The organism is Aquimarina sp. RZ0 (assembly GCF_008370685.1).
Taxonomy (GTDB): domain Bacteria; phylum Bacteroidota; class Bacteroidia; order Flavobacteriales; family Flavobacteriaceae; genus Aquimarina.
In genome coordinates, this window is sequence record NZ_VTZU01000040.1 from 18,496 (window position 1) to 44,055 (window position 25,560).

21 protein-coding genes, 1 pseudogene and 1 riboswitch are annotated in these 25,560 nt (G+C 32.2%); of the genes and pseudogenes, 12 read left to right on the forward strand and 10 right to left on the reverse strand.

Annotation, left to right across the window (positions count from 1 at the left end; translation table 11 throughout):
- The first annotated feature begins 103 nt into the window (after window positions 1-103).
- Window positions 104-577, forward strand: a complete 474-nt coding sequence (locus F0000_RS15745) for a GNAT family N-acetyltransferase (RefSeq protein WP_149625690.1) — start codon at window positions 104-106, stop codon at window positions 575-577.
- A 22-nt stretch (window positions 578-599) separates the two neighbouring features.
- Here the strand turns inward: F0000_RS15745 and F0000_RS15750 are convergent, their stop codons facing one another.
- The 6 genes from F0000_RS15750 to metK all read right to left on the reverse strand — a co-directional run bounded on the left by F0000_RS15750 (window position 600) and on the right by metK (window position 8,520).
- Window positions 600-3,476, reverse strand: coding sequence for a patatin-like phospholipase family protein (locus F0000_RS15750; protein ID WP_149625691.1), 2,877 nt, complete (start codon window positions 3,474-3,476; stop codon window positions 600-602).
- A 342-nt stretch (window positions 3,477-3,818) separates the two neighbouring features.
- Window positions 3,819-4,859 carry a hypothetical protein gene (locus F0000_RS15755; RefSeq protein WP_149625692.1) on the reverse strand — a complete coding sequence of 347 codons (1,041 nt, stop codon included), beginning with the start codon at window positions 4,857-4,859 and terminating at the stop codon, window positions 3,819-3,821.
- On the reverse strand, window positions 4,841-5,284 hold the full coding sequence (locus tag F0000_RS15760; protein ID WP_149625693.1) for a hypothetical protein: 444 nt from the start codon (window positions 5,282-5,284) through the stop codon (window positions 4,841-4,843). The genes F0000_RS15755 and F0000_RS15760 overlap by 19 nt, the downstream gene beginning before the upstream one ends.
- 800 nt (window positions 5,285-6,084) lie before the next feature.
- On the reverse strand, window positions 6,085-6,399 hold the full coding sequence (locus F0000_RS15765) for a hypothetical protein (RefSeq protein ID WP_149625694.1): 315 nt from the start codon (window positions 6,397-6,399) through the stop codon (window positions 6,085-6,087).
- Window positions 6,400-6,723: 324 nt separating this feature from the next.
- Complete coding sequence (locus F0000_RS15770; protein WP_149625695.1) at window positions 6,724-7,074, reverse strand: hypothetical protein; 351 nt, start codon at window positions 7,072-7,074, stop codon at window positions 6,724-6,726.
- Between the two features lie 189 nt (window positions 7,075-7,263).
- Window positions 7,264-8,520, reverse strand: a complete 1,257-nt coding sequence (gene metK, locus F0000_RS15775; RefSeq protein WP_149625696.1) for a methionine adenosyltransferase — start codon at window positions 8,518-8,520, stop codon at window positions 7,264-7,266.
- Window positions 8,521-8,869: 349 nt separating this feature from the next.
- Window positions 8,870-8,975: riboswitch (SAM riboswitch) on the forward strand.
- A gap of 126 nt (window positions 8,976-9,101) precedes the next feature.
- Between metK and F0000_RS15780 the strand changes: the two genes are divergently transcribed.
- The 6 genes from F0000_RS15780 to F0000_RS15805 are packed head-to-tail and all read left to right on the forward strand — an operon-like array spanning window position 9,102 to window position 16,643.
- Window positions 9,102-10,391, forward strand: a complete 1,290-nt coding sequence (locus tag F0000_RS15780) for an O-acetylhomoserine aminocarboxypropyltransferase/cysteine synthase family protein (protein WP_149625697.1) — start codon at window positions 9,102-9,104, stop codon at window positions 10,389-10,391.
- A 25-nt stretch (window positions 10,392-10,416) separates the two neighbouring features.
- Window positions 10,417-11,379 (forward strand): alpha/beta fold hydrolase, encoded by a 963-nt coding sequence (locus F0000_RS15785; protein ID WP_149625698.1) that lies wholly within the window; start codon window positions 10,417-10,419, stop codon window positions 11,377-11,379.
- Window positions 11,380-11,390: 11 nt separating this feature from the next.
- Complete coding sequence (gene thrA, locus F0000_RS15790; RefSeq protein WP_149625699.1) at window positions 11,391-13,808, forward strand: bifunctional aspartate kinase/homoserine dehydrogenase I; 2,418 nt, start codon at window positions 11,391-11,393, stop codon at window positions 13,806-13,808.
- A 26-nt stretch (window positions 13,809-13,834) separates the two neighbouring features.
- Window positions 13,835-15,010 (forward strand): cytochrome-c peroxidase, encoded by a 1,176-nt coding sequence (locus F0000_RS15795; RefSeq protein ID WP_149625700.1) that lies wholly within the window; start codon window positions 13,835-13,837, stop codon window positions 15,008-15,010.
- A gap of 32 nt (window positions 15,011-15,042) precedes the next feature.
- Window positions 15,043-15,468, forward strand: coding sequence for an OsmC family protein (locus tag F0000_RS15800; RefSeq protein WP_149625701.1), 426 nt, complete (start codon window positions 15,043-15,045; stop codon window positions 15,466-15,468).
- Window positions 15,465-16,643, forward strand: a complete 1,179-nt coding sequence (locus tag F0000_RS15805; RefSeq protein ID WP_149625702.1) for a PLP-dependent aspartate aminotransferase family protein — start codon at window positions 15,465-15,467, stop codon at window positions 16,641-16,643. The genes F0000_RS15800 and F0000_RS15805 overlap by 4 nt, the downstream gene beginning before the upstream one ends.
- A gap of 149 nt (window positions 16,644-16,792) precedes the next feature.
- On the opposite strand, the gene F0000_RS15810 is transcribed toward F0000_RS15805, so the two are convergent.
- The 3 genes from F0000_RS15810 to F0000_RS15820 all read right to left on the reverse strand — a co-directional run bounded on the left by F0000_RS15810 (window position 16,793) and on the right by F0000_RS15820 (window position 20,689).
- The gene (locus F0000_RS15810) at window positions 16,793-19,444 is read right to left on the reverse strand and encodes a TonB-dependent receptor (protein ID WP_149625703.1); all 2,652 of its coding nucleotides are present in this window, start codon (window positions 19,442-19,444) and stop codon (window positions 16,793-16,795) included.
- A gap of 192 nt (window positions 19,445-19,636) precedes the next feature.
- Window positions 19,637-20,413, reverse strand: coding sequence for a GLPGLI family protein (locus F0000_RS15815; protein WP_149625704.1), 777 nt, complete (start codon window positions 20,411-20,413; stop codon window positions 19,637-19,639).
- A 66-nt stretch (window positions 20,414-20,479) separates the two neighbouring features.
- A complete protein-coding gene (locus tag F0000_RS15820) occupies window positions 20,480-20,689 on the reverse strand; it encodes a hypothetical protein (RefSeq protein ID WP_149625705.1) in 210 nt (69 codons plus the stop codon).
- 281 nt (window positions 20,690-20,970) lie between these two features.
- Here F0000_RS15820 and F0000_RS15825 point away from each other — a divergent pair.
- Window positions 20,971-21,147: pseudogene (locus F0000_RS15825) on the forward strand (PLP-dependent transferase); the annotation flags it as partial.
- Between the two features lie 253 nt (window positions 21,148-21,400).
- Here the strand turns inward: F0000_RS15825 and F0000_RS15830 are convergent.
- A complete protein-coding gene (locus F0000_RS15830) occupies window positions 21,401-21,598 on the reverse strand; it encodes a hypothetical protein (RefSeq protein ID WP_149625706.1) in 198 nt (65 codons plus the stop codon).
- 686 nt (window positions 21,599-22,284) lie between these two features.
- Between F0000_RS15830 and F0000_RS15835 the strand changes: the two genes are divergently transcribed.
- The 4 genes from F0000_RS15835 to F0000_RS15850 all read left to right on the forward strand — a co-directional run bounded on the left by F0000_RS15835 (window position 22,285) and on the right by F0000_RS15850 (window position 25,543).
- Window positions 22,285-22,551, forward strand: coding sequence for a DUF2061 domain-containing protein (locus F0000_RS15835; RefSeq protein WP_188112145.1), 267 nt, complete (start codon window positions 22,285-22,287; stop codon window positions 22,549-22,551).
- Window positions 22,548-23,174, forward strand: a complete 627-nt coding sequence (locus F0000_RS15840) for a phosphoadenosine phosphosulfate reductase family protein (RefSeq protein ID WP_149625707.1) — start codon at window positions 22,548-22,550, stop codon at window positions 23,172-23,174. The genes F0000_RS15835 and F0000_RS15840 overlap by 4 nt, the downstream gene beginning before the upstream one ends.
- Before the next feature lie 19 nt (window positions 23,175-23,193).
- Window positions 23,194-24,132, forward strand: coding sequence for a sulfate adenylyltransferase subunit CysD (gene cysD, locus F0000_RS15845; RefSeq protein WP_149625708.1), 939 nt, complete (start codon window positions 23,194-23,196; stop codon window positions 24,130-24,132).
- A 163-nt stretch (window positions 24,133-24,295) separates the two neighbouring features.
- Complete coding sequence (locus F0000_RS15850) at window positions 24,296-25,543, forward strand: sulfate adenylyltransferase subunit 1 (RefSeq protein WP_149625709.1); 1,248 nt, start codon at window positions 24,296-24,298, stop codon at window positions 25,541-25,543.
- The last annotated feature ends 17 nt before the right edge of the window (window positions 25,544-25,560 follow it).

The window sequence follows — 25,560 nt, forward strand, 5'->3', positions numbered from 1 at the left end:
TACGAAGTAAGAAAAAGACAAAAATTGAGTGAAAAAAGGCATTTTTATAGCGAATTAAAAAAAGTTTTAACCACTTCAACATATCATTATTATACACCATACAATGCTACAATTACTACGTACGAACTCTCATCATACAGATTTTATAGAACTAGTTAAGAATCTTGATAAAGATTTAAAGGAAAGAGATGGGGAAGACCACGCCTTCTACGCTCAATTCAATACGATAGATACGATTAAATATGTTGTGATTGCTTATGAAAATGAAATTCCTGTAGGCTGTGGTGCTATCAAAGAATATGATCCAGTTACCGTAGAGATCAAACGCATGTATACCGCTCCTGGAGGCAGGGGAAAAGGCGTGGCAACGCAGGTTTTGCTGTCATTAGAAAAGTGGGCTAATGAATTATCATATACCAGATGTGTTTTGGAAACAGGTATAAGACAACCAGAAGCAATAGGGCTTTATAAAAAGAGTGGATATTATAGAATCCCTAATTATGATCAATATAAAGGTGTTGAGGACAGTCTATGTTTTGAAAAACTAATTCCCAAAGATATTTTTTCGACTCTTTAAATCACTTCTCAATAAGACAAAGTCAACGTAATAATTTCTTGTCCAGAGACTCTGTTTGTTCTTTAAAATACCATCCTTCTACCAGCTTCTGTAAATCGATTTCTAATAATGGATTTACATGATAGTTAATGTTTTTTAATGAGTAATGAAGTGAAGTCCCAGGATTATTTATTGCATTATTTAGTAATGGAAGATTGACGTTGTCGATGCGTATTTCTGTAATAATGTCTGTATAATTATTTTCTAGGGCAATCCTTTTATTTTCAGGATTAAGATTTCCATCTATAGTATCTGGGATTTTTACCTTACCAGAGAGTGATAGTCCTAAATGTTGAATTAACTGTGAATTTATTTTTAGCGATACAGCATTCTTAGCAACTGTTTGTGGATATATTATTTTTTCTTTTTTTATATATTCCAAAAGAGATACTTGAAAATAGTATTGATATCGTACTTTACCATTCATAATGTTGGAGGTATGCTCTATTGCTTTGCGTTTTCTGATAGATCCATCAGCACAACGAAATAGTAGTTTTTTATTTAGTCGATGATCACTAAGTATCGAAATAGTAACTGGCTCCAGAGGTAAATAGTGTATTTGATTGATACTATTGGTAATGATTTTTTTTAAAATATTAGATCCTCTCCATGGGGATTTTTTAAAAATAGAACGTGTTAACAATCCAATAGATACAATGGGCATTAAAACAGTTCCTAGTAACGATGTAGCTACAAAAGGGACTTTAAGTAAAATAAATTTTAGATACTTATTGCTAATTAAAATACCCTTGATACGTATTGCAGAAGGATTAAATAAGTGATTTTCTAGTTCTGAGGTGTATTGATTTTTCTCTGTAAAGAAATTAATTTTTTTTATCCTGTCAGTCAGTTGTTTTTCCAGATTTATAAAACCTTTATTCACAATAAAAGGACTATTGGGTCTGAACCCTCCGGCATTTTCTCGCAATGATAATAAGGTGCTCAAACGTGCAAATTCAAAAGCATATTGCCTTGCTTTCAGAGATGCAAATCCACCAAATGCTTCAATTTCACTTCCTGGTAATTCTATAATATCCAGATTTTTGTTAATAGGTAAAATAGCTGCTCTATAGGCATTTTCACTTTTGCCATCAGTGTTCAGGGCAAAATCACCAATTACCTTAAATACCGTTTGTGCAAAGCCATTTTTATCAGCTTTTGAGGTCAATTTTAGTTTGGTATAAACTTCACCAATAGTTAAAGATTCTTTTTTTCTTACCTTTTCATCAATAATATTTTTCAATTCACTTAGATCCTCTCGAGCTATTTGGATACAGTCATGGGCATTGCTATTTTGCCCCGAACAATTCTTTTTTATTTCGGCTAAAAAATATTCTATAGGATCTCTGGTTCCTAAAGAAATGATTCCATTTTTAAGATTTTTAGCAATTTTATTGAATGCGGTAGCAATAATCTGAATGTTTAGATTATTACTCATATCGGTATTCGCATCTAAATAGTCAAATAAGGTATTTCTAAGCGCAAAATTTTCTTTGATATCTATAATTTTATGTTCTTCTTTTATACTGCCTTGATTGGTAAGTACACCTAAAATACTAGATGTATTTCCGAAAAATTTACTCAGTTCTTTTTTAAAGAAAACATCATCGTTAGTTTTTTTAACAGGAGAAAAAGCAGAAATTTTAAAAGAATGATGTGGTTCTTTTCTAACAATTGGATCTACGAATAAAATAAGTCTTTCTTCAGCGTCAGTAATACGATTAAAATCCTGAAATGTACCTATTTTAAAAGCTTCTCTTATAGGTTCATTATTAAAAGTACCTCCGTCGATATATGGGAAATTAAAACTGTTATAATCCAGCGTTGTATTTCCTTCTTCTGCAAAGTAACTGTTATAGACAAATTTTTCTTTATTCGTACTGTTTTTTTTCTGATATGTTTTTACATCTGTTTCTATCTCGTTAAAAGATAAGGGCCACTCATCACCAAATTCTTGTTTAAACCTCTTAAGAACAACAGGCTCAAATGCTATCGGAAATGCGCCACAACCTAAAGCTGAAGCCGAAATTGTGGCCCAGGCTTCTCTATCAGTAATACTAAATTGTGTAGAATCGTTTGCTTCTGGTGATTTGCAGAATTTTAACCATCTGGAATCTGTTTTCTTTGTTAACTCGGTATCATCAAAAACAAAATCAATCACTCTTAATTCTGAATGATTTTTGGAACCTACAGATCTTAAAACATTCTTCTCTAATTTGTCTGTGTCCATTGTATCATTTTTGGATAGATTAAACTCTATGGGTAAAAGGTTCGTAAGCGAGCATGCAAAAATGACACGTTTAGGATCCAAAAGTTGTCTTCTCGAAATATCAACCCCTTGAGAAGTCATTAAATATTTTTTAGTAAGATCTTCCAAAAGCTTGCGATCTAATAAGGAGAATGATTCATTAGGTTGTGTTTTGAAATTTTTATCAATACGATCGCCATATAATTTTATTGCGTTTACTTCCTCTACCCATAATTTATATTGAATTTTTTGAGCCAGCTGTAATGCTTTTAATGTTTCGAATTTATCTTTATGTTTTTCAGCTTTTTGTTGATCGTCATTAAAGTAAGTTTTAATGATTTCATGAAGTAAATCTTCTTCTGTAAGTATTTTGCTATAAAGAGGCATCATAGCGTGATAGTCAATCAGACATTTAAGCATAATGGTCAGTGCGATTGCACCAGCACTAGCACCGCTCATTCCATCTACAATGACATTGTCATAATCTTTTCCGTCATTATCTTTTCCATAAATCACTAATAGTTTTAGCGCTTCAGTCAATGCCGAACCAGAAAAAGAACCTAAAGAAACTCCTCCGCCCATTGCCAGGCAAATACGCAATGTTTTTCCCATGATAGTATGTTTTAAATTAAATAATAAGCCCTCTCCATCTCTTGTAAAACAAATGGAATCAAATGTATTTTTTTGATAATTGGTTTTTACTCGAGAATCGATATTTAAATGCTCCGGAGCTTGCCTCGAAATCGCAATGTTTTTTTCAATAAAAGCCTTTCAGGCTTACCCCGAGGTAGTTCGTATATCTCGATCTTCCAATTTTCCTGTCAACTTTTGGGGCTTGTAAGGGAGGTTTTACTATGGATGCACACACTCTAAATATGGGGTATTAGAGCTATGTTGATTTAACGTTTTATATTTAGTTTATTGTATTTCTTATTTGGTTGCGCTTTTTTTTAATTATTTTTTGGCTTCACTAAAATTCCATTTTATTCCAGGTTTTAATACCACATCTTCATCACCAGTGACACTATTGACTTCTTTTTTTAGTGATACAAAAAGAGTAATACTAGGTATTAAATAGGCTTCTGCATACCCGCCAAAATCAATACTCTCTGTCATGCTATTGTGATAAATTTCTGCAGATAGAATTAGCTTTTGGCCATATTTTCTCAACGCAATCCCACTGATTAATCCGTCATTATTATTGGTTTGTGGCGTCTGATCATATCTGTACATTACCATGGCATTTATACTCATCTCACTTTTTCCAAGGTCATATTGCCCTACTAACCAAGCTTGATGTCTGTAGGTAACAATACTATCGGTTTTAAATGAGTTATCCTTAGCTCTTCCTGCAATCGCGTATCCAAGGGCTAGTGATCCACCTTCCTTTTCCATATAACGTGTTTTAGCATTGAGATATGCGTTTTTTAAAGAAGGATTATCCACAACGATTCCTTGATTATTATTTGTAGGTCCTGGTTCACCTGAGTCAGAAAACCCAGAAAGTAAAGCTGTATCAATATCTTTACCTAATTGCTCATCAAAAATAATATCTTTACTATCAAAAAGTGTAGCTCGGATTCCTCCAGAGAATAATAAGTCATCAGGAAAATTCATTGAATTTATAGTAGCAAAAGACAGTTGCAAGTTGGCAAGAAATCTTTTACCATAATTATTTCTATATTCTTTTACACTTTTTAGCCTTCCTCCAAAAGTAAGGTATGGATTAAAATCTAATGCCAGACCTGGACTTACTTCATTGCCACTAAGAAAATTACTGGCTAGATGAGTAACAATTTCCTGTGGAGTACTTGCTCTTAAAATGGTTGTAGGATTGGCATCCAATACGGCAAAAGCAGGACTTTCCGGGACATTATAATCTAATTTAAAGGTGTATACATTCTGAGTATCTCCAGGAGTACTGCCATCTTGGGTGTATGCCGTGATGGTAATCAGGGATATAAGTACTAGGACTATTATTCTGTGTCTTTCCATAGCTCAGATGTAGATATGTTTTCTGAAATCATATGCTTGAATATGACATGATTTCCAAACTGTAATTGTTTTCCATCTTCACACTTTGGTACAAGGCGAGAAGATTCTTTTTTCCATCGTTCTATGCTGTCTTGAGTAATGGAAATACTAATCTCTCCACGTGTAACATTTGCAATAGAAGAACAAGTGTTTATAGACCAGGCGAGAGATTTATTTTCTAAAGAATCAGGTGTTTTATTAATCAAAAAATGACCAATTCCATCATCGCCAGTTACTGCCTGAAATTTTTCTTGCTTTTCCCATGTACCATTTTTGATTTCCCATAGTACGAAGATCGATCCAGTCCGAATCCCATTATTGGCGGTTATTTTGACTGCTAAGGAGCCACCATCCGGGTCTATTAAACAATAATTTGATTTTGGCATGTTGAGTATGGTTTAAAATTGCTGATATTTTTTTTGAGAACTTATAAAAAACCATTGTTTGATTTTTTGAAAAGCTCATCTATATTAGATATTTCCATTATTGTAAACTATAAAAAATCTAAATTACTGTAATTTTATTAAATTTAATAAAATGAGAATTCCATATTTATTGAGTTGGTCAACGCCATTTATCCTCAAAATTTACTGGAATAAAACGTCATTTTTTCTTCTTCACTAAAAAAAGCCTAATTTTCTTTCATAATAAATTCAAACAAGAACTCGTATTATACTTTTTTAATTCACTATAAAAATATACTTTTCTACTCATACGATTTATAACTAAAAATTTTGCATATTCATCGTTTCTTTTTCCTTTCTACTTCGTTTAAAAAATAAACCGTAGCTATAGCTATGCTTGATTTTTTTGCCTTGCATAAAGAAAAAATAATTCAATGAATTTATACGAATTTTTTAATCACAAATCGTATCAATTCTCATGTTTTTCATATTTCATAAATATTACTATCAAATGCAGAAAAAACGCAGTCCAATTCCTCCAAAAATTTTAATTCACTTATTTTCTTAAGAAGATAATGGTTTTGAACTCATCTTGAGTAATGGTTTTCAACCGAAAAGTTTGGCTTTTGTACTATAATGAACCAGGTTTTTTTCAGCATAGCCATAGCTTATGGTTAAAAAAACGAACAAAATTAGCATGCAAAATGTAAATTTTGCAGATCAAAGCATTATTCAAGATGAGTTCTCTTCGTAAAATAGCTACATATTGGTTTGCAAACTATTTATTTTACTTTGGAAACTTCTATAAATATGGTGTCGATGACTGTATAGCTATGAATCATTTCTTTACCTTGTGCAATTCTCTCTTTATTTCGTTGAATTTCTTCTTTTATTTTTTCCCATTCCTCGTTGCTATAATAGTGCAGATTATTTTTGAAATACATATTCTGCAACTCTTTTTCCAATACTTTGTTATTATTATTCTCTTTTTGACAGTCGTTAGCGTTTTCATTTAATCCTACATTTTGAATTTCGGGAATCTGCGAAAATGTAGGTTGAGCTATCCAAAGCAAAATAATAATCATGGTTCTTCTCATTTTTTTTTTTTTTAAGAGTTATACCTTATACTGTAATCACTACTTTTTTAGTAAGTATATGTTTTTATACTTGTGCATTATAGTTTTGGGGGTAAGTGTTTGATTGTCAAAGGCTAATTTATGAATTTACAAAACAAAAAAACAGAGGGGAAACAACCCTTTTTCTAAGGGATTTTCTCCTTTGAGATAAAAAATACAAGTAAAAATAAAGTAGTTGCTACTTCTGTGTGTTTTATGACAAGTATAATCCCGTTATAAAAAAAGAGACGATCTAGTATAACTAGATCGTCTCTTTATAGTGTGTATGTTTATTAACAAAATGTTTTACCAACCAGAAAGTTGAGATTTGTTTGTAAAAGTAGAACCATTGATAAATATAGTATCAATAACCCGGCTGATATAAGTTTCATTAGTTTTTATGAACCTTTCTTTGTTTAGTTGAATTTCTTCTTTGATTTTATCCCATTCGGTATCATTATAAGATACTATTGTGTCTTGATCAATGATTTTGATTATTAATTTATCGGCAGAAATAGTAGCATCAGCAGTATATTGACCATGTTCTATTTGTGAGTCAATATCTTTTACTGATTTTGTACTGCTTTTATAATCTTGTCCAAATGATAGTAAACAGATACAAAATAGGACAACAGTGAATGTGATTTTTAATTTCATTTCCTCATACTTTTAAGATGGTGTGTGACCATTTTGTCGAAAGATATTGTTAATAGTAACAAATGTTCCAAAACTTTTAGTATTCGTAGGTCTTTTAATAGTATTCGATTAAGCATCTTTGATAGAATGTAACCGAATACTATTGCTAAATATTTATAAGGCAGTAATTTACATAAAAAAGATGTAAAATTAGATTTGAAACGCTTTTTTTACTTCATTTACATAATCTAGCTTTTCCCAGGTAAATAGTTCAACTTCTTTTTCTATTTTTCCAGAGTAAGGACTTTCAAAAACTTTAGTGATTACTTTTGGTTCTTTACCCATATGACCATATGCTGCGGTTTCCTGATAGATAGGATTACGCAGTTTAAGACGTTCTTCGATGGCAGCAGGTCTCATATCAAATATCTTGGCTACTTTATCTGCAATCTGACCATCCGTAATTCCTAGAGTTCCTGTTCCATAGGTGTCTACAAAAATTGAGGTAGGTTCTACCACTCCAATAGCATATGATACCTGTACTAAGGCTTCTGTGGCCACTCCGGCTGCCACCAGGTTTTTTGCAATATGCCTTGATGCATATGCGGCAGAACGGTCTACTTTACTTGGATCTTTTCCAGAAAAAGCACCACCACCATGAGCTCCTTTACCACCATACGTATCTACAATAATTTTACGTCCTGTAAGACCAGTATCTCCGTGAGGACCGCCAATAACAAATTTACCGGTAGGATTAATATGGTAGGTAATTTGATCAGTAAATAACTTCTGAACATATTTTGGTAACTGAGAAATGACTCTTGGTATTAAGATAGAAATAATATCGTTCTTAATTTTTGCGAGCATAATTGTATCATCAATATCAAAATCATCATGCTGAGTAGATACAACTATGGCAACAATACGTTGGGGTATATTATCATCACTATATTCTATAGTAACCTGGCTCTTCGAGTCTGGTCGCAAATATGGGATGTCAATTGCTTCTCTTCTTAATTTGGCCAGTTCTATTAAAATCTTATGTGATATGTCTAAGGCTAAAGGCATATAATTTTCGGTCTCTTTGGTAGCATACCCAAACATCATTCCCTGATCACCTGCTCCTTGTTCTTCTTTGGTATCTCTATCTACACCTTGATTGATGTCCTGAGATTGTTCATGAATTAATGATATTACTCCACAGGAGTCACCACTAAACTGGTAGGCTCCTTTTGTATATCCTATTTTATTAATTACTTCTCTGGCAATATGTTGTACATCGAGATAGGTTTTTGATTTTACTTCTCCGGCGAGAACAACCTGACCAGTGGTTACAAGGGTTTCACATGCTACTTTTGAGTCTTTATCAAAAGCTAAAAAGTTGTCTAATAAAGCATCACTGATTTGATCTGCTACTTTATCCGGATGTCCCTCAGATACGCTTTCTGAAGTAAATAAATATGCCATTCTTTTTTGTTTTTTTTTGGATTGGGTACAAAAAGAGACTGCAACAAAAAGCTTTCGATGACACTATAATTTATCGAACTGCTTTAGCATTTTCACTGTCTGAACAGTAACATTGAATTTATTTCAATGTAGCTTAGGGTTGCAATCAGTCAAATCTATCCCTTTCACTATTTCCAACAAAGGTAAAAAAAATGATAATATTCTAAAGAATTTAACGAATCATTAATTTTATATAAAATTAATAGTTTTTTTGACTTCTTTTTTCGTACTAAAAACAATTATATTGAAAATTGTTTTTAGTACGAAAATAATTATTAGCTTTGTCTCCAAGTTTCTTATACATATTAGTAAGTTATTAAGAAAGGTGGAGGGATTAGACCCTATGAAACCTTAGCAACCCTTTATTAGTAAAGAAGGTGCTAAATTCTATCTCAATTTTTGAGAGAAGATAACTCGATACATTTATATTCTAAAATAATTGTCGTTTCCTTTCTTTTTAATTTTTTATTGTCACCTTTTTTTAAAAGGGTATTTAATGTATTTGAATTTTATTGAATTATTAAAATTTAAAATAAAAAATTATGAGTGGACAAAAATTTGCAACAGAAGCTTTACACGCAGGACATGATGTGAGTGCTAATGGAGGAACAAGAGCTGTTCCTATTTATCAAACTACATCTTATGTTTTTAAGAATGCGGATCATGCAGCAAATGTGTTTAATCTTTCAGAACCGGGATTTATTTATACAAGATTAAACAATCCTACAAATGATATTCTGGAACAACGATTGGCTACATTAGAAGGAGGCATTGCAGGAGTAGTAACAGCGTCTGGAACTGCAGCTATTAATACGGCATTATTAACACTATTGAGATCAGGAGATCATATTGTTGCTTCTAGTAGTTTATATGGGGGAACCTATAATCTTTTGAATGTTACTTTACCCAGATTTGGGATTACAACCACTTTTGTAGATGCATCAAATGTTGAAAATTTTAAAAACGCTGTTCAGGAAAATACAAAAGTATTTTTTGCAGAATCATTAGGTAATCCAAAATTAGATGTATTAGATCTTAAAGCGATCGCTGATGAAGCCAAAAAGAATGCAGTGCCATTTATTGTTGATAATACAGTAGCAACACCAGCATTATTAAACCCGATCGAACATGGAGCGAACATTGTTATCCATTCTTTAACTAAATATATTAGCGGTAATGGGACTTCTTTAGGGGGTGTTATTATTGATGCAGGTACGTTTGATTGGTCTAGTGGCAAATTTCCGGAGTTTACGGAGCCATCTCCTGGATACCATGGACTCGTGTATCATGAAGCGCTAGGGGCTGCAGCTTTTATTGCTAAGGTAAGAATAGAAGGATTACGAGATCATGGAGCTGCCTTGAGCCCGTTTAATGCATTTCAGATTTTGCAAGGGTTAGAAACATTAGAGATTAGAATAAAAAAGCATAGCGAAAATGCATTAACACTAGCAACATGGTTACAAGAACAAGATGAGGTATCTTGGATCAAGTATCCAGGACTGGAGAATGATCCTTATCATACATTGGCAAAAGAATATCTTCCAAAAGGGCAAAGCGGAATTATAACTTTTGGAGTAAAAGGAGGGTTTGATTCTGCTAAGACAGTTGCAGATGAAACAAAGATCTTTTCTTTATTAGCTAATATAGGAGATTCTAAATCCTTGATTATTCATCCAGCGAGTACTACACATCAACAATTAAATCCAACACAGCAGAAATCTACAGGGGTAACTCAAGATTTAATAAGGCTTTCTGTTGGTTTAGAAGATGTTGAGGATTTAAAAACAGACCTAAAGGAAGCTTTCGCTAAAATAAATGAGACTGCAAAATAACTAAAACAGATTTGTTGGTTAAAATATGCTTCAAAAAATTAAAATATCAGATTTTACAACAATTGGTAATACATATTTCGATTCCATTGACCTCACTTATGAAGTATTTGGTAAACCCTTATATGAAGCCCCGATAGTTTTAGTAAACCACGCATTGACAGGAAATTCTACTGTGTGCGGAGAAGAAGGTTGGTGGAATGGTTTAATTGGGGAAAATAAATGTATTGATACAAATGTTTACACAATAGTATCGTTTAATATACCAGGCAATGGATATGATGGTATTGAAGAAAACCTGATTTCAGATTATAAAGTTTTTAATGCAAGAGATATTGCTACCATTTTTTTAAAAGGCCTTAAAAAGCTAAATATTACAAATCTCTATGCTGTTATCGGAGGATCTGTAGGAGGAGGTATTGCCTGGGAACTAGCAGTATTAGACCCCACGTTAATTACGCATCTAATTCCTATTGCTACAGATTGGAAATCTACAGATTGGTTAAAAGCAAATTGTTTAGTACAGGAACAAATTTTGCTACATTCTAATAATCCTGTTTATGATGCAAGATTGCATGCGATGTTAATTTATAGATCGCCACAATCGTTCCGGCAGAAATTTGATAGAAGTTATAATAAAGAGAAGGTTATGTATAATGTAGAAAGTTGGTTGTTGTATCACGGGGAGAAATTAGATAAAAGATTTACACTTTCTGCATATAAAGAATTGAATTATATCTTAGCCAATATTGATATTACTGAAGGGAGAGGAGATTTTAAGGAAGTCGCTGCTTCTATCGAATCAAACATTCATATCATTAGTGTCAACTCTGATATGTTTTTTACAGAAGATGAGGATAGCCTCACGTATCAGAAACTGATACAGGTAAAACAAAATGTGACGCACGGGGTAATTGATTCTGTACATGGTCATGACGCATTTTTAATTGAATTTGAGCAGTTAAAGGAATTATTAAATAAGGTATTTTAAAGGAAAAGAAAATGAAGATCTTAAAATTTGGAGGAAAATCACTAGCGAATGGAAAAGGAATTCATGCCGTCGTTGATATCATTGCAGATAAAGTAAAAAAAGGACAAGTAATCACGGTTGTGCTTTCTGCCAGAGGCGGGTCTACCGATGCATTAGAAATGATACTGGAAAAAGCAGTGAATAATGAAGCGTATACAGAAGAATTAAAAGCTTTTAAGGAATATCAAATAGGTGATTTTAAAAATCTGGATGTTCAGGAGGAATTTGGTATTTTGGATAAACTTTTTGAAGGAGTCTCTCTATTAGGTGATTATAGTAAACGAATAAAGGATCAGGTACTGTCACTGGGTGAAGTGATTTCTGCAAAGTTGGTAACACAGTTATTGATTGATAAAGGGATTAATGCTAATTTTACGGATAGTAGAGAGTTAATTATTACAGATGCACAATTTGGAGATGCACAGCCATTAGACAAGTTGTCAAAAGAAAATGTAGTAAATCATTTTAAAAAATATAATGGCGATACTGTAAATGTAGTTACAGGGTTTATAGCTTCTAATACCAAAAATGAAACAACTACTTTAGGACGAAACGGAAGTAATTATACAGCTTCGCTCTTGGCAAATTACCTGGATGCCGATGAGTTACAAAATTTCACGCATGTAAATGGTATTTATACCGCCAATCCTGATTTGGTTCCTGATGCAAAAAAAATAGAAAGATTGTCCTTTGCTGAAGCTAATGAGTTGGCATATTTTGGTGCTAACATTCTTCATGCAAAAACAATTATCCCTTTGATAGAAAAGAATATTCCTTTACGTATTCTAAATACATTTGATCATAAAAACAAAGGGACACTTATTACTTCTGAGGCCAGTAAGAAAGGAATTAAATCGCTTTCTGCCTTAGAAAATGTGTCTTTAATTAACTTAGAAGGTAGAGGTTTACTGGGAAGAGTTGGGGTAGATGCTCGAATTTTTCAGGCACTGGCTTATAAAAATATAAGTGTAAGTATCATTTCTCAAGGGTCGTCAGAACGAGGTATTGGTATTGTTGTTGAAGCTGATCAGGCTGTTATTGCTAAGAAAGTATTAGAAGAAGAATTTGAAGCAGATTTCTATAAACGAGATGTAAGTACAATTACCGTAGAAAATAATGTTTCTGTGATCTCTATTGTTGGTCAAGACCTAAGTACATTCCATAAACCTTATAATGCGTTGATCAAGAATCAGGTAGTTCCCTTGTTGTTTAATAATACCGTCACGGGAAAGAATGTAAGTCTTGTGGTTAGAAAAAATCAATTGCATAAAGCACTGCACGTAATTCATGGGGAGGTTTTTGGAATTTCTAAAAAAATTAATTTAGCAATTTTTGGTCATGGACTTGTGGGAGGTACTTTAATTGATCAGGTTCTAAAATCTGCGCAAGACATTGTAAAAAGAAAAAAGATTGATTTAAATATTTTTGCAATAGCCAACTCAAGAAAAATACTTTTAAACGAACAAGGAGTAGGTGATACCTGGAGGTCAGAAATAGCATCAAAAGGACTTTCTTATACCATAGAAGACGTTGTTCAATTTGCTGATAAGCACCATTTAGAGAATTTAATAGCTATTGATAACACAGCAAGTGCTGACTTTACGGGTAATTACATACACTTGGTTTCTAATGGATTTGATCTTGTATCTTCTAATAAAGTAGCAAATACAGTAAGTTTTGAGTTTTATAAAGCGTTAAGAGAAAAGTTAAAAGAGAATCAAAAACAGTATCTTTATGAAACGAACGTTGGGGCTGGACTTCCGCTAATTGATACCATTAAATTATTACATCTTTCTGGAGAAAATATCACTAGAATTAAAGGTGTTTTTTCCGGGTCGTTAAGCTATCTGTTTAATACTTTTTCTAAAGAAGAAAGGTGTTTTAGTGAAGTGTTGCAAGAAGCTATTGATCAGGGATTTACTGAGCCTGATCCTCGTGAAGATTTGTGTGGGAATGATGTGGGAAGAAAACTATTAATTTTGGCAAGAGAGCTGGATCTTAGTAACGAATTCGAAGATGTTATTATTCATAATTTGATTCCGGAAAATTTAAGAGATGGCAGTGTATCTTCTTTTTTAGAAAAATTAAAAGAATTAGATGAAGTATTTGAAACCATAAAATCGGAGCAGAAACCTAATCACGTATTACGTTATATTGGCGATTTGCATGGAGATTTATCACAAGAAAAAGGTATACTGGATGTAAAATTAGTTTCTGTGCCAGAAAGTAGTTCTTTAGGGCAGGTAAAAGGATCAGATTCTATATTCGAAATTTATACAGAATCCTATGGGGATCAACCTATAGTAATTCAGGGAGCTGGAGCTGGGGCGGCAGTAACTGCCAGAGGAGTTTTTGGAGATATTCTGAGATTGACAGATAAAGGATTATAAAATAGAAAATTAAAAGTGAATATTTTATGAATAAAAAAAGATTTTCTTTCTCTCTGTTTGGAATACTATTTTTAATAGTCGGCTGTTTTGATTCAGAAAAGGTAGCAGATACAAAAGAAGGTCTTGATGATAAAAAGTATATACCATTGCCTGTAAAGGTAAAATCACCAAAAGACAACCCAATTACATCAGAGAAAGCTGCTTTGGGGAAACTACTTTTTTTTGACCCTATATTGTCTGGTAATAGAGATGTTGCGTGTGCTACCTGCCATCATCCTGAAAATGGCTATGCGGAGTTTCGGGATATTTCAATTGGCGTTAATGGAAAGGGTTTTGGTAAAAAAAGAGTTTTTAACGCACCAAATGATATTCCTTTCGTAAAAAGAAATGCACATACGATTTTGAATACAGCGTATAATGGAATTACTATTAATGGAGAATACTCCCCAAAAGATGCGCCTATGTTTTGGGATTCCAGAATAAAAAGCCTTGAGAAACAGGCATTAGAACCTATTTTGGCATTAGAAGAAATGAGAGGACGGCAATATTCAAAAGAATCCATTCTGGATGAAGTAGTACGTCGCCTTAAGGGAAATCAAAAATATCAAGAGTTATTCGAAATTGCTTTTGGAAAAAAAAATAGTATTAATAGTGTTAATTTATCTAAAGCGTTAGCTACTTTTGAAAGGACATTAGTTACAAATAATTCGCGTTTTGATCAATATCTATCAGGGGATGAAAAAGCGATTTCATTATCTGAAAAAGAAGGTTTTGAATTATTTAAAAAAGTAGGATGTGCAGCCTGTCATAGTGGTCCTATGTTTTCAGATTATAAGATGCATGTCTTAGGAGTGTCAGAAAATAAAAAATTAGACACACCTGATGCTGGTTTTGAAGAAACTTTTTCTTTTAGAACCCCAAGCCTTAGAAATTTACGATTCACAGCACCTTATATGCACAATGGAAGTTTGAAAAATTTACAAAAAGTGCTTGAGTTTTATGAGGATATAGCTTCGGGGGAGCCCAAAAATCAGCATGTAGCAGGAGATGAGTTGGATTCTTTGGTGCGAAAAATAAACTTAAAAGTAAAGGATATGGTGCCTATAATTTCTTTTTTGAATACATTAAATGAAACAGATTTTGATAAAGAAGTAGTTGATGCTGTCCCTAGTGGGTTGCAGGTAGGAGGAGCTATTAACTAACTCAAAAATTTCAATTTTAAAAAAAATATACAATGAAAATACGATTAAAAAGAATTGATAATGATTATCATTTTGAACTAACAAATGAAAGAGGTCATGTTACTCATATAGATAGCAAAGCCGAAGTGGGGGGGCATGATCTTGCGCCAAGTCCTATGGAGTATGTACTGATGGGGGTTGCGGGTTGTAGTGCAATTGATATCATATCAATACTTAAGAAACAAAGACAGGAAATTACAACCTACAGAGCAGAAGTAGATGGAACGCGTGTAGAAGCAGGTGGAGCCAAACCTTTTAAAACGATAGCCGTTACTGTTTATCTCGAAGGGGATATTGCTTTAGAAAAAGCTAAGAGGGCAGCAGAATTGTCTTTTGAGAAATATTGTTCTGTATCTAAAACACTAGAACCAACTGCTACCGTAGTATATAAAGTGTTGGTTAATGATCAAGAAATATGAGTATAGAGAAACAAAATTTTGAGACACAGGCGATTCGAACACAAACCGAGAAAACTCAGTTCTTAGAACATTCTACACCAATGTATTTGACATCTGGTTTTGTTTTTGAGGATTCAGAGGAGATGAGAGCTTCTTTTGCAGAGGAAAAAGATCGTAACTTGTATAGTCGTTTCAGTAATCCTAATACCACAGAATTTGTAGATAAGATTTGTAAGCTAGAAGGCGCAGAAGATGGATATGCTTTTGCTACTGGCATGGCTGCTGTTTTTTCTACTTTTGCCGCATTATTAAATGCGGGAGATCATATTGTGTCTGCACGATCGGTTTTTGGGTCTACACATGCATTGTTTACTAAATATTTTCCAAAATGGAATATAGAAACAAGTTATTTTCAGGTAGATGATATTGCTAAAGCAGAAAGCTTAATAAAATCCAATACAAAAATTATTTATGCCGAATCGCCTACCAATCCAGGAGTAGACGTTTTGGACCTAGAGGCGCTGGGGAAAATTGCAAAAAAGCATAATGTACTATTAGTAATTGATAATTGTTTTGCTACGCCTTATTTACAAAATCCAATAAAATTTGGAGCAGATCTGGTTATTCATTCTGCTACAAAATTAATTGATGGTCAGGGTAGAGTTCTGGGAGGGGTAACTGTAGGTAAAAAAGAATTGATTAGGGAGGTCTATTTGTTTTCTCGTAATACGGGGCCTGCCTTATCACCATTTAATGCCTGGATATTATCAAAAAGTTTGGAAACATTAGCTGTCAGAGTAGATCGTCATTGCGAGAATGCCTTGAAACTGGCTGAATATTTAGAAGCACATCCTAAGGTAAATTGGGTGAAATATCCATTCTTGAAATCGCATCCTCAATATGAAGTGGCTAAAAAACAGATGAAATCAGGAGGTAATATTGTAGCTTTTGAGGTGCAAGGAGGAGTAACAGGAGGGCGTACTTTTTTTGATAGTATCAAGATGTGTTCACTTTCTGCCAATCTGGGTGATACCAGAACGATCGTTACGCATCCTGCTTCTACAACGCATAGTAAACTGGCGATTGAAGATAAATTAGCAGTCGGTATTACAAATGGAATGGTGCGATGTTCTGTCGGTCTGGAGCATATTGATGATGTTATTGCGGATATTGAGCATGCTTTGGATAAAATATGAAAATTAGAGAGGTCTGAAAAGGTGTTTCTATTACCTTTCTAATGTCAAAACCCCAAATAAAATTTTTCTTGAAGTTTTGAATTGATAAATTTTAATTGTTTGTTAGGAAGAGGTTTTTACACAGGATAATTAGATAAGTGATAAAAGTATCAGAGACTTACATCTAGCGATAACATAAAATAGCGAGGAATCAAATTACTTTGATACAATGTAGTCGAGAAATCTGAATTATCTGTTTGCTCAAAAACTATAGTATCTAATAAATTTTTTCCAGCAAACCGAGCTGATAGCCATTTTATTTTTTTAGGCTTATAATTAATTTCAAAATCCAAAAAAGAAAAATCCTTACTACTTTCGGTATTTGGTTTAAAATAATCATAAGACAAAGTTAGGAACCAATTGCTATGAGGTTTAAATAGTGTTTTAAAAGAGTTTTTAATAGTGTTATTGCTATTGGCTTGTAGGTCACCTATTTTGTATATTGAAGAATTGAATGTAATACTATTTTGGAAATTTATGGGAATTCTAAAGGCTGTCTTAGTAAAGATAGAAGCATTAAAGTTATCCATTTGTCCATTGCGTAGTTGAGATTGGTTTATAATATTTTTAAAATTTGATATAGTATATTGAGAAGATAACTTAAAAGTAGTTTTTATGAAACTTAAATACCTCTCTGAAGACATTGAAAAAAAGTAGTCATCCAGATGCACTGGCAACTGGAAATAAGTAACTTCAGAAAAATTAGAATTCACATTTATATTAGATAGATATACATTTTTTCTATTAGTATAGCCTGTAGCTAGAGAGAGGTCAATATTTTTAAATAAGTCATTGTATCTGTAGTTAAGTACATATTTTTGCCGTTTCTCTAAGTTTAAGGATGTTATACTTCTGGTTACTAAGCGATTATTTGTTATGATACCATTTTCAAAAAGAACATTTTCATTAGGTGTTTTTTGTTCTAAGTTTCCAGTAAAACGTAAGGTAGAAACAGGATTTAGATGATAAGACAGCTTTAATGAAGGTTCTGGATAAAAACCCGAATTTTTAGTATTGAACTGTGTCAATTTATTATCTAATCTTTGAGAAATCCAATTCATAACTAAAGAAGGCTCTATTTTTAGTTTTCTGCTTTTATATGTCAAAGAAAAATGTGTATACTGATTTGCTTTTTTATATTCAAAATCATTTTTAAAATCAAATAATTCTATTCCGTTTTCTTGCAAAAAAGATTTAAATGGGCTGTCATAATAATTAAACCCCGCAATCACAGCATATTTTGTTTTTCTTTTTTTTCCTAAGAATACCAAATTATTTTGAAATACTTCTTTGCGATACTCGCTAAATTGAAAATATTGGTTATTTATAATTTCTTCAGACAAAAAGTTTCCAAAAGTACTAAACCTTTGTGGTGTATTATTGCGTGAGTACTGAGAAATTAGTTGAAGGGCGCTATTATCAGTTAGTTTATGGGTATATTTAAATTTATTATTAAGAAAAAAGTTATCCGTATGTAGGCTTACGTTAGAACTTGTTTCCAAGTTTCGGATAAAGTTGCTGTTATCGGATACTCTTTCTCTACTAACAGAAGCTTCTATTTCTAGTAAAGATTTTTTGGACGGATTATAAGTTAATCCAAGATCCAACCTTTTGTTATCAGGTCTTCTTATGATATCTGTTTGATCTATATAATTTATATTTTCATCAGAAAGGAAAAAAGTATTTTGGAACAATTCTTGCCGAAAAAATTCATCTTCTACATAATATAAATTTGTTTTGATGCTTAGTTTTGGAGAAAAGCGATAGATAAAATTATAATTGACAAACCATTCATTATTCACTCGGGTTCTATCGTTATTCAATACACTATTTAGCGGAGTTTGATTTATAATAGTCTTACTATATAAATCTTCGTATACTAATTTCTCCACACTAGTCGATCTAGAAAAGTAATCAAAAGGTGAATTACCGACCCCAATATTGTTGTATGATAGTGTGCCAAAAGATTTAAAACTTTTAGAAATTCCTAAGACACTTGTAGAGAGGTCATAATACGATTGATTACCGAACCCATATCCAAGATTTGGAGTCGCTGAAAAATCAACTTTTCCTTTTTTTAGTTTAAGATTCAGAGCTACCTGATCAGAATTTTTAATTCCACTTAGTAATGGATTTTTAGAGTAATTATCAATTGCTTCAATCTGATCTACCATATCAATAGAGATATTCTTGGTACCCACGGCATAATTGTATCCAAATAAATCATCACCGTCTAGCTGTACCGATTTTACAGTTTTTCCTTTGTATTTGATTTTACCATTTTCGGCGACTTCCATTCCAGGTAGTTTTTTAATAAGATCTTCTACTTTTCGTTCGGTTCCATCTTTATAGGCTTCAGTATTAAAAACTATGGTATCTTTTTTAATATTAAATTTTTTTCTTTCAGAAATAATTACCTCTTCAAGTTTTGTTGCTTTGGAGGCCAATATAAAATCAAACCGGTATGTTTCGTTTGTTTCTGGTTCACCGATGATTTTTGTAGTTTTTTCATAATTTAAAGCACTCACTTCTATGAAAATTTCATTATCATATTTTTTTTTCAGATTATAAGAAAAAAAGCCTTTGTCATTAGTAATAAAGAACTCTGAAACTTCAGAAGTTGCTTGTGAAATCTTGATCACAATATTTGCTCTGGGTATAGGTTTACCCAAATTATCTTTTACGGTAACTTCTAATTTTTGTGAATATGTAATACATATAAAAAAAACAAAGAACAAAAAATTAATATGCTTTATAGACATTCGTTTATTTTATCTAATTTTCTATTTAACTATCTAGATAGGTTAAATAAATAAGCAGTCAGCTGACCCAACAGGAAATAGTTTATTTTTAGTTTGATGAAAATCTCGAATTTTCAAATTTTCTTTTGTAGCATTTCGAGAAATTCTATTCATAAACAGAATAGCATAACTAAGAGTTTGGTGAAAATTTTATCAATTAATCTTTTGTAACTCTTCAACAAGATTAGTTGGTATATCAATTAGATGTTTGGTAAAACTTCTCTGATCTTTTGCATAAGTCAAAAGACCACCTAGTTCAGCAATCTGCGCTATTTTTTTTATTTTTCGCTCTGCCATCAGTTTTATGACTAAACTTTCATATTCTTTGTATGGTAGTACTTTTTTAGATTTAAAATATGCCTTAAAATCGTTCAATTCCTTTGGATAGGACACTTTTTTTATATTCAGCATTTTTAAATGAAAAAAATTATTGTCCACAATAACTTCTAAAATAAGGCCTGGTAACCCATTTAATTTTAGAGGGCCATAATTTATAGGAATCTCTGAAGTGAACCATACTTTATAGCTTCTTCCATTTAGATCCAAAATGGCTTCAGAGCAATTATAATCACCTATTTTTTTTGAATTACCAGTAAAACTCCATGGTAAATGAGAACTATCAAATTCATATGTTAATTCTCTTCCTCTATAAGGGATTCTTGTATGACTTTTGCTGTTTATACAATATATAAACCTCGATAGTTCATCGTTTATCACAAAAAACATATCATTAGTACTTTCATCTGTTTTAATTCCAGTTTCTCTGGTATCATTAATTTTGAAAAGTGTTTCATCCGAATTAATATATAAACTACTATCACAAGTATAATTATGTTGGTCCGTGAACTCATAATCAATTTTGTATGAAACTTGCGATAGCATACTAAAACATATCAAAAGTGAAAAAAGAATTACAATTTGTTTCTTCATTTTTTTAATAATTTTAAGCCTTAAAGCATATTTTTATGCTTTAAGGCTGTTCTTAAAATGAGATTATTAATTACTAGAATTCGCTATAATAACCAATTCTAGAGCTCTTTCACATTTGTTACTACCTTCACATATAGTAACAGAATTTCCTCCTAATTCAGAAGTACAGCATTGAGGTAAAATGGTGTCTGTAACCTCGGTAGCTTCATTTGCATTTAAATTGGTAAAACTCACCATAGTTCCGGCTAATACTAGCCCTAAAAATAATTTTTTCATTTTTTTGAGATTTAAAGATTAATAAAATAATTTGTGTTGATCAACAATACCCAAATATTCAGGGTTCTATACAATAGTGTTATAATTCCACAAATTGTTACCCCTAAAAGAGCATTTTTTTTATGGAGTGTAAAATTAGGGAAGTACTCTTTAATAAAAGGATGGTATTTCCTCAAAAGAACTAAAGTTCTTTCTTACAAAAGTGTGAATTTCTCCCTTTTTTTAGAAAGAGTTGTTTCATAGTTTATAGATCACCCATGAATTTGTGAAAAAAATGGTACGATCTGGGGGATACCAGAACGATTGTTACGCATCCTGCTTCTACAACGCATAGTAAACTGGCGATTGAAGATAAATTAGCAGTCGGTATTACAAATGGAATGGTGCGATGTTCTGTCGGTCTGGAGCATATTGATGATGTTATTGCGGATATTGGGCAGGCTTTGGGTAAAATATAGTTTTAATTTCAATGAGGTTGTAGTGCTATTGTTGCACGAAGATTACCTATTATTTTTTGTGTAGAGAAGAAGAGTATCTAGCTTTTAACAAACTAATAATGATAGCGTCTTTTGCATTTAACGATATGCGAAATTTATGCTATTTTTTAATATTTCTACTCATATGATGTCAAACAGAGCCTGCCGAAGTTCTTTAGGGAGCTGATTTCAATGGGTTTCGACAAGCTCAATCTGACAATGCGTATTTTTTTATTTATAAAACAGATCCAGTCTTTTCGATAGGAGTATATATGCATTTATTTCTATATATATTACAATATATAGTATAGTTTGCCGCAGAAGCACAGTTTCTACCGGTGCCACAGGAGTATTGAAGACTTCCATGAATAAAGATTTGTTGCTCCTTGTTTAGTTTTTGAATTCCATCAAAATTTAAAATGTTTTTTAGCATAATGAGTTATATTTTGTATGTGCATTTTTAAAGACATTCAAGATTATATACTATTGATGATGATAATTAAAAACATAACAGTGTGATGCCGAAAAAATGATCAAAACATTGTTTTATAGCTTAAGATCGTTCTGATACAAGTGAATTTTGTAGTAACTAATCAGTTTGCTTTTTGTTAAGGGTATTGGGTTAGATTTCAAATTTTCAATAAAAACAAAATCTATTTTATAATCAATTGATTAAATTAAAAAAAGAATTTAATTTAAGATTGTTTCCAAATTAAACACAATTTAAAAAATAAATAAACCATTGATTATCAATTTTGTAAATAGGGTAACTAGTTGTGTTTTATATAAGCTTATCAGGGTAAGTCCTGCGTTTTTCTTATGAAGAAGAGAGATTGTTTCTTTTAGATGAGTAGCATTTGGGACAGAGGCTACAGTAATTGCATAAAATAAATGAATACACCTGGGTAAAGTAGATTAAAATTAATTCACTCAAAAATAAAGTTTATGAATTCAAAAAGTAATAATCTACTAAACTACTAGGCTTTTTATTGATAATATCGTAATTCTTTTGTTTTTAGTAATATTTTTTAAACAATTGAGACCAAGTAATTAATTTATATGTATATATTTGTTTAATAATCTACTAATCCGATAGGGTATTAGATTTTAATTAAAAAAATGATTGTAGATCAAATGATTTTAGATAAAGTAGCTACAGAGAAAACAACTTATCAGAATGATATAGTTTCTGAAAAACCTTTGCGAAGTATCGTTAAGGCTATAAGTTGGAGAGTAGTAGGAACTTTGGATACATTAATAGTGTCTTACATTCTTACAGGACAGATGGCTTTGGCGACTTCTATTGCATCTATTGATTTTGTTACAAAAATGATTCTTTATTTCTTTCACGAAAGAATTTGGAATCGCATTAAATGGGGAAGATGAAATTTACAGAAAAAGAAATACAAGAGTTAAATACAAAACTTAAAGATAAAACGCCTTTAGAGGTTATAGAGTGGGCAGTTGCAAATGCTGAAAAGCCGGTGGTAACAACAAATTTCAGACCATACGAGGCGGCAATATTAAGTGTTTGTGTACGTGCATTGTCTACTATTCCTGTGATTTGGTGTGATTCTGGCTATAATACTCCTAATACGTATAGACACGCAGAAGAAGTGATTGCGTTATTAAACCTTAATGTTAAGTTGTATGTACCAAAACAAACATCATCACATAGAGATGTTGTTATGGGAATTCCGGACATTGAAGATCCGAAACATAAAATATTTACAGAACAGGTAAAATTAGAACCTTTTAAAAGAGCCATGGCTGATCATACACCGGATGTTTGGTTTACTAATCTTAGAAAAGGACAAACGGCCTTAAGAGATTCGTTGGATATTGTGAGCTTAGGAAGTGATGGAGTGCTGAAAGTGAGTCCATTTTATTATTATAGCGATGCAGAACTGGATGTGTATTTAGAAGAAAATAATTTACCAAACGAATTTAAATACTTTGATCCTACAAAAGTATTAGGAAATAGAGAATGTGGATTACATACTAGTTAATCAAGAAAGAAATTAAAGAATGGAAGTAATTGAAAATATAAAAGAACAAGTTGTGGATTCAAAATTGCTAAAAGTAAACCCTTTAGAAAGCGAGGCAATTTATATTTTTAGAGAAGTAGCGGCTCAGTTTGAAAAACCTGTTTTACTTTTTTCTGGAGGAAAAGATTCTATAACCTTGGTCAGATTAGCTCAGAAAGCTTTTTATCCAGGTAAGATTCCCTTTCCTTTATTACATATAGATACAGGTCACAATTTTCCGGAAACTATAGAATTTAGAGATCGTTTAGTACAAGAGCTAGGAGTAGAATTAATCGTTCGTAATGTACAAGATTCTATAGATCAAGGTAAAGTAATAGAAGAAAAAGGGAGATATGCAAGTCGCAATAGTTTGCAAACCACAACGTTATTGGATGCATTAGAAGAATTTAAATTTGATGCTGCAATTGGCGGGGCTCGTAGAGATGAAGAGAAAGCAAGAGCAAAAGAACGTATATTTTCAGTACGAGATGATTTTGGACAGTGGGATGAAAAGAATCAACGTCCAGAATTGTTTGATCACCTAAACGGAAAGATTGATTTGGGGCAGAATGTACGCGTATTCCCAATTAGTAATTGGACAGAATTAGATGTGTGGAGTTATATCGAAAAAGAGGATATAGAAATTCCCTCTATATATTTTGCGCATAAACGTAAAACTTTTGTACGTGACGGGATGATTTGGTCTGCAGAAGATGATGTAGTGTTTAGAGATGATGATGAGGTGGTAGAAGAAAGATTGGTAAGATTTCGTACAGTTGGTGATATGTCTTGTACAGCAGCAGTATTGTCTGATGCCATAACGATAGAAAAAGTAGTTGCTGAGATAAGAGAATCTACTATATCAGAAAGAGGAGCTCGTATTGATGATAAAAGATCTGAAGCGGCAATGGAAAAAAGAAAACAACAAGGATATTTCTAAGATTACTTGTAGGTCGATGATTAAAAGTTAACTGTTTTTAGCTGAAAAGACCAACAAAGAATGTGAATTAAAAATAATAACTGGAGATAGTTAATTATTATCAGTTTATGAAATCTAACAAATAGGATTCATAAATAACTATCAACCATCAACCAAAAATAAGATGGAAGTACTAAAAATAGCAACAGCAGGAAGTGTAGATGATGGTAAGAGTACCCTGATCGGACGTATATTGTACGACACAAAATCGCTCACTACAGATAAATTAGAAGCAATAGAGACCAGAAGTAAAGCAAATGGATTTGATTACCTGGATTTTTCATTGGCGACTGATGGATTAGTTGCAGAACGTGAACAAGGAATAACAATTGATGTAGCACATATTTATTTTTCTACAAAAACAAAGAGCTATATCATCGCAGATACTCCCGGACATATAGAGTATACCAGGAATATGGTAACAGGAGCATCCACCTCGCAAGCTTCCATAATTTTGGTAGATGCCAGAAAGGGCGTTATAGAACAAACATACAGACACTTTTTTATCAATAACTTGTTAAGGGTAAAAGATGTGATTGTTGCAGTAAATAAAATGGATTTAGTCGATTTTTCTCAAGATAAATATGAAGCTATAAAAGCAGATTTTGAAGAGTTAATTGAGAAAAGTGAGTATAAAGAACAGAATATTACCTTCATTCCGGTAAGTGCTTTACAAGGAGATAATGTAGTGGACAAATCAGCTAACACACCTTGGTATCAAGGTCAAACATTGCTAGAACATTTAGAAGAATTAGATGCTCAGGATGTATATGAAAAAGCAGAAGTTCGCTTCCCTGTTCAAACAGTTATTCGTCCTAAAAAAGATGAATTTCACGATTTTAGAGGATATGCTGGTAAACTATATGGGGGAGATCTTTCTGTAGGAGATGAGGTAACAATTTTACCTTCATTAACAACTTCAACAGTAAAAGAGATTTTCTTCTTTGACAAAACATTTGAAACAGCAGGTAGAGGAAGTTCTTGTACAATTACATTGACAGATGATGTGAATGTGAGTCGTGGAGATATGATCGTAAAGTCATCAGAAAAACCAAGAATAGAAAAACAATTAACTGCTACTGTATGCTGGATGGATAGTAAGCATCTAAATCCCGGAACTAATTATTTTATACAGAGTGGAAGTAATAGAGTGTTGGCAAAAATAAAAAATATTAGCGGTACTATTTCCACAGATTTTTCTGGAGAGAATACAGATAAAAATTCATTGAGTTTAAATGAAATTGGAAAAGTTCAGATACAATTGAGCAAACCATTGGCTATTGATTCATATAGTAAAAATAAAGCCTCAGGTTCTTTTATATTAATAGACTCTCAAACCAATAATACCTCAGGAGTAGGCTTTATAGAATAAGTCGTAACTGAAAAGAA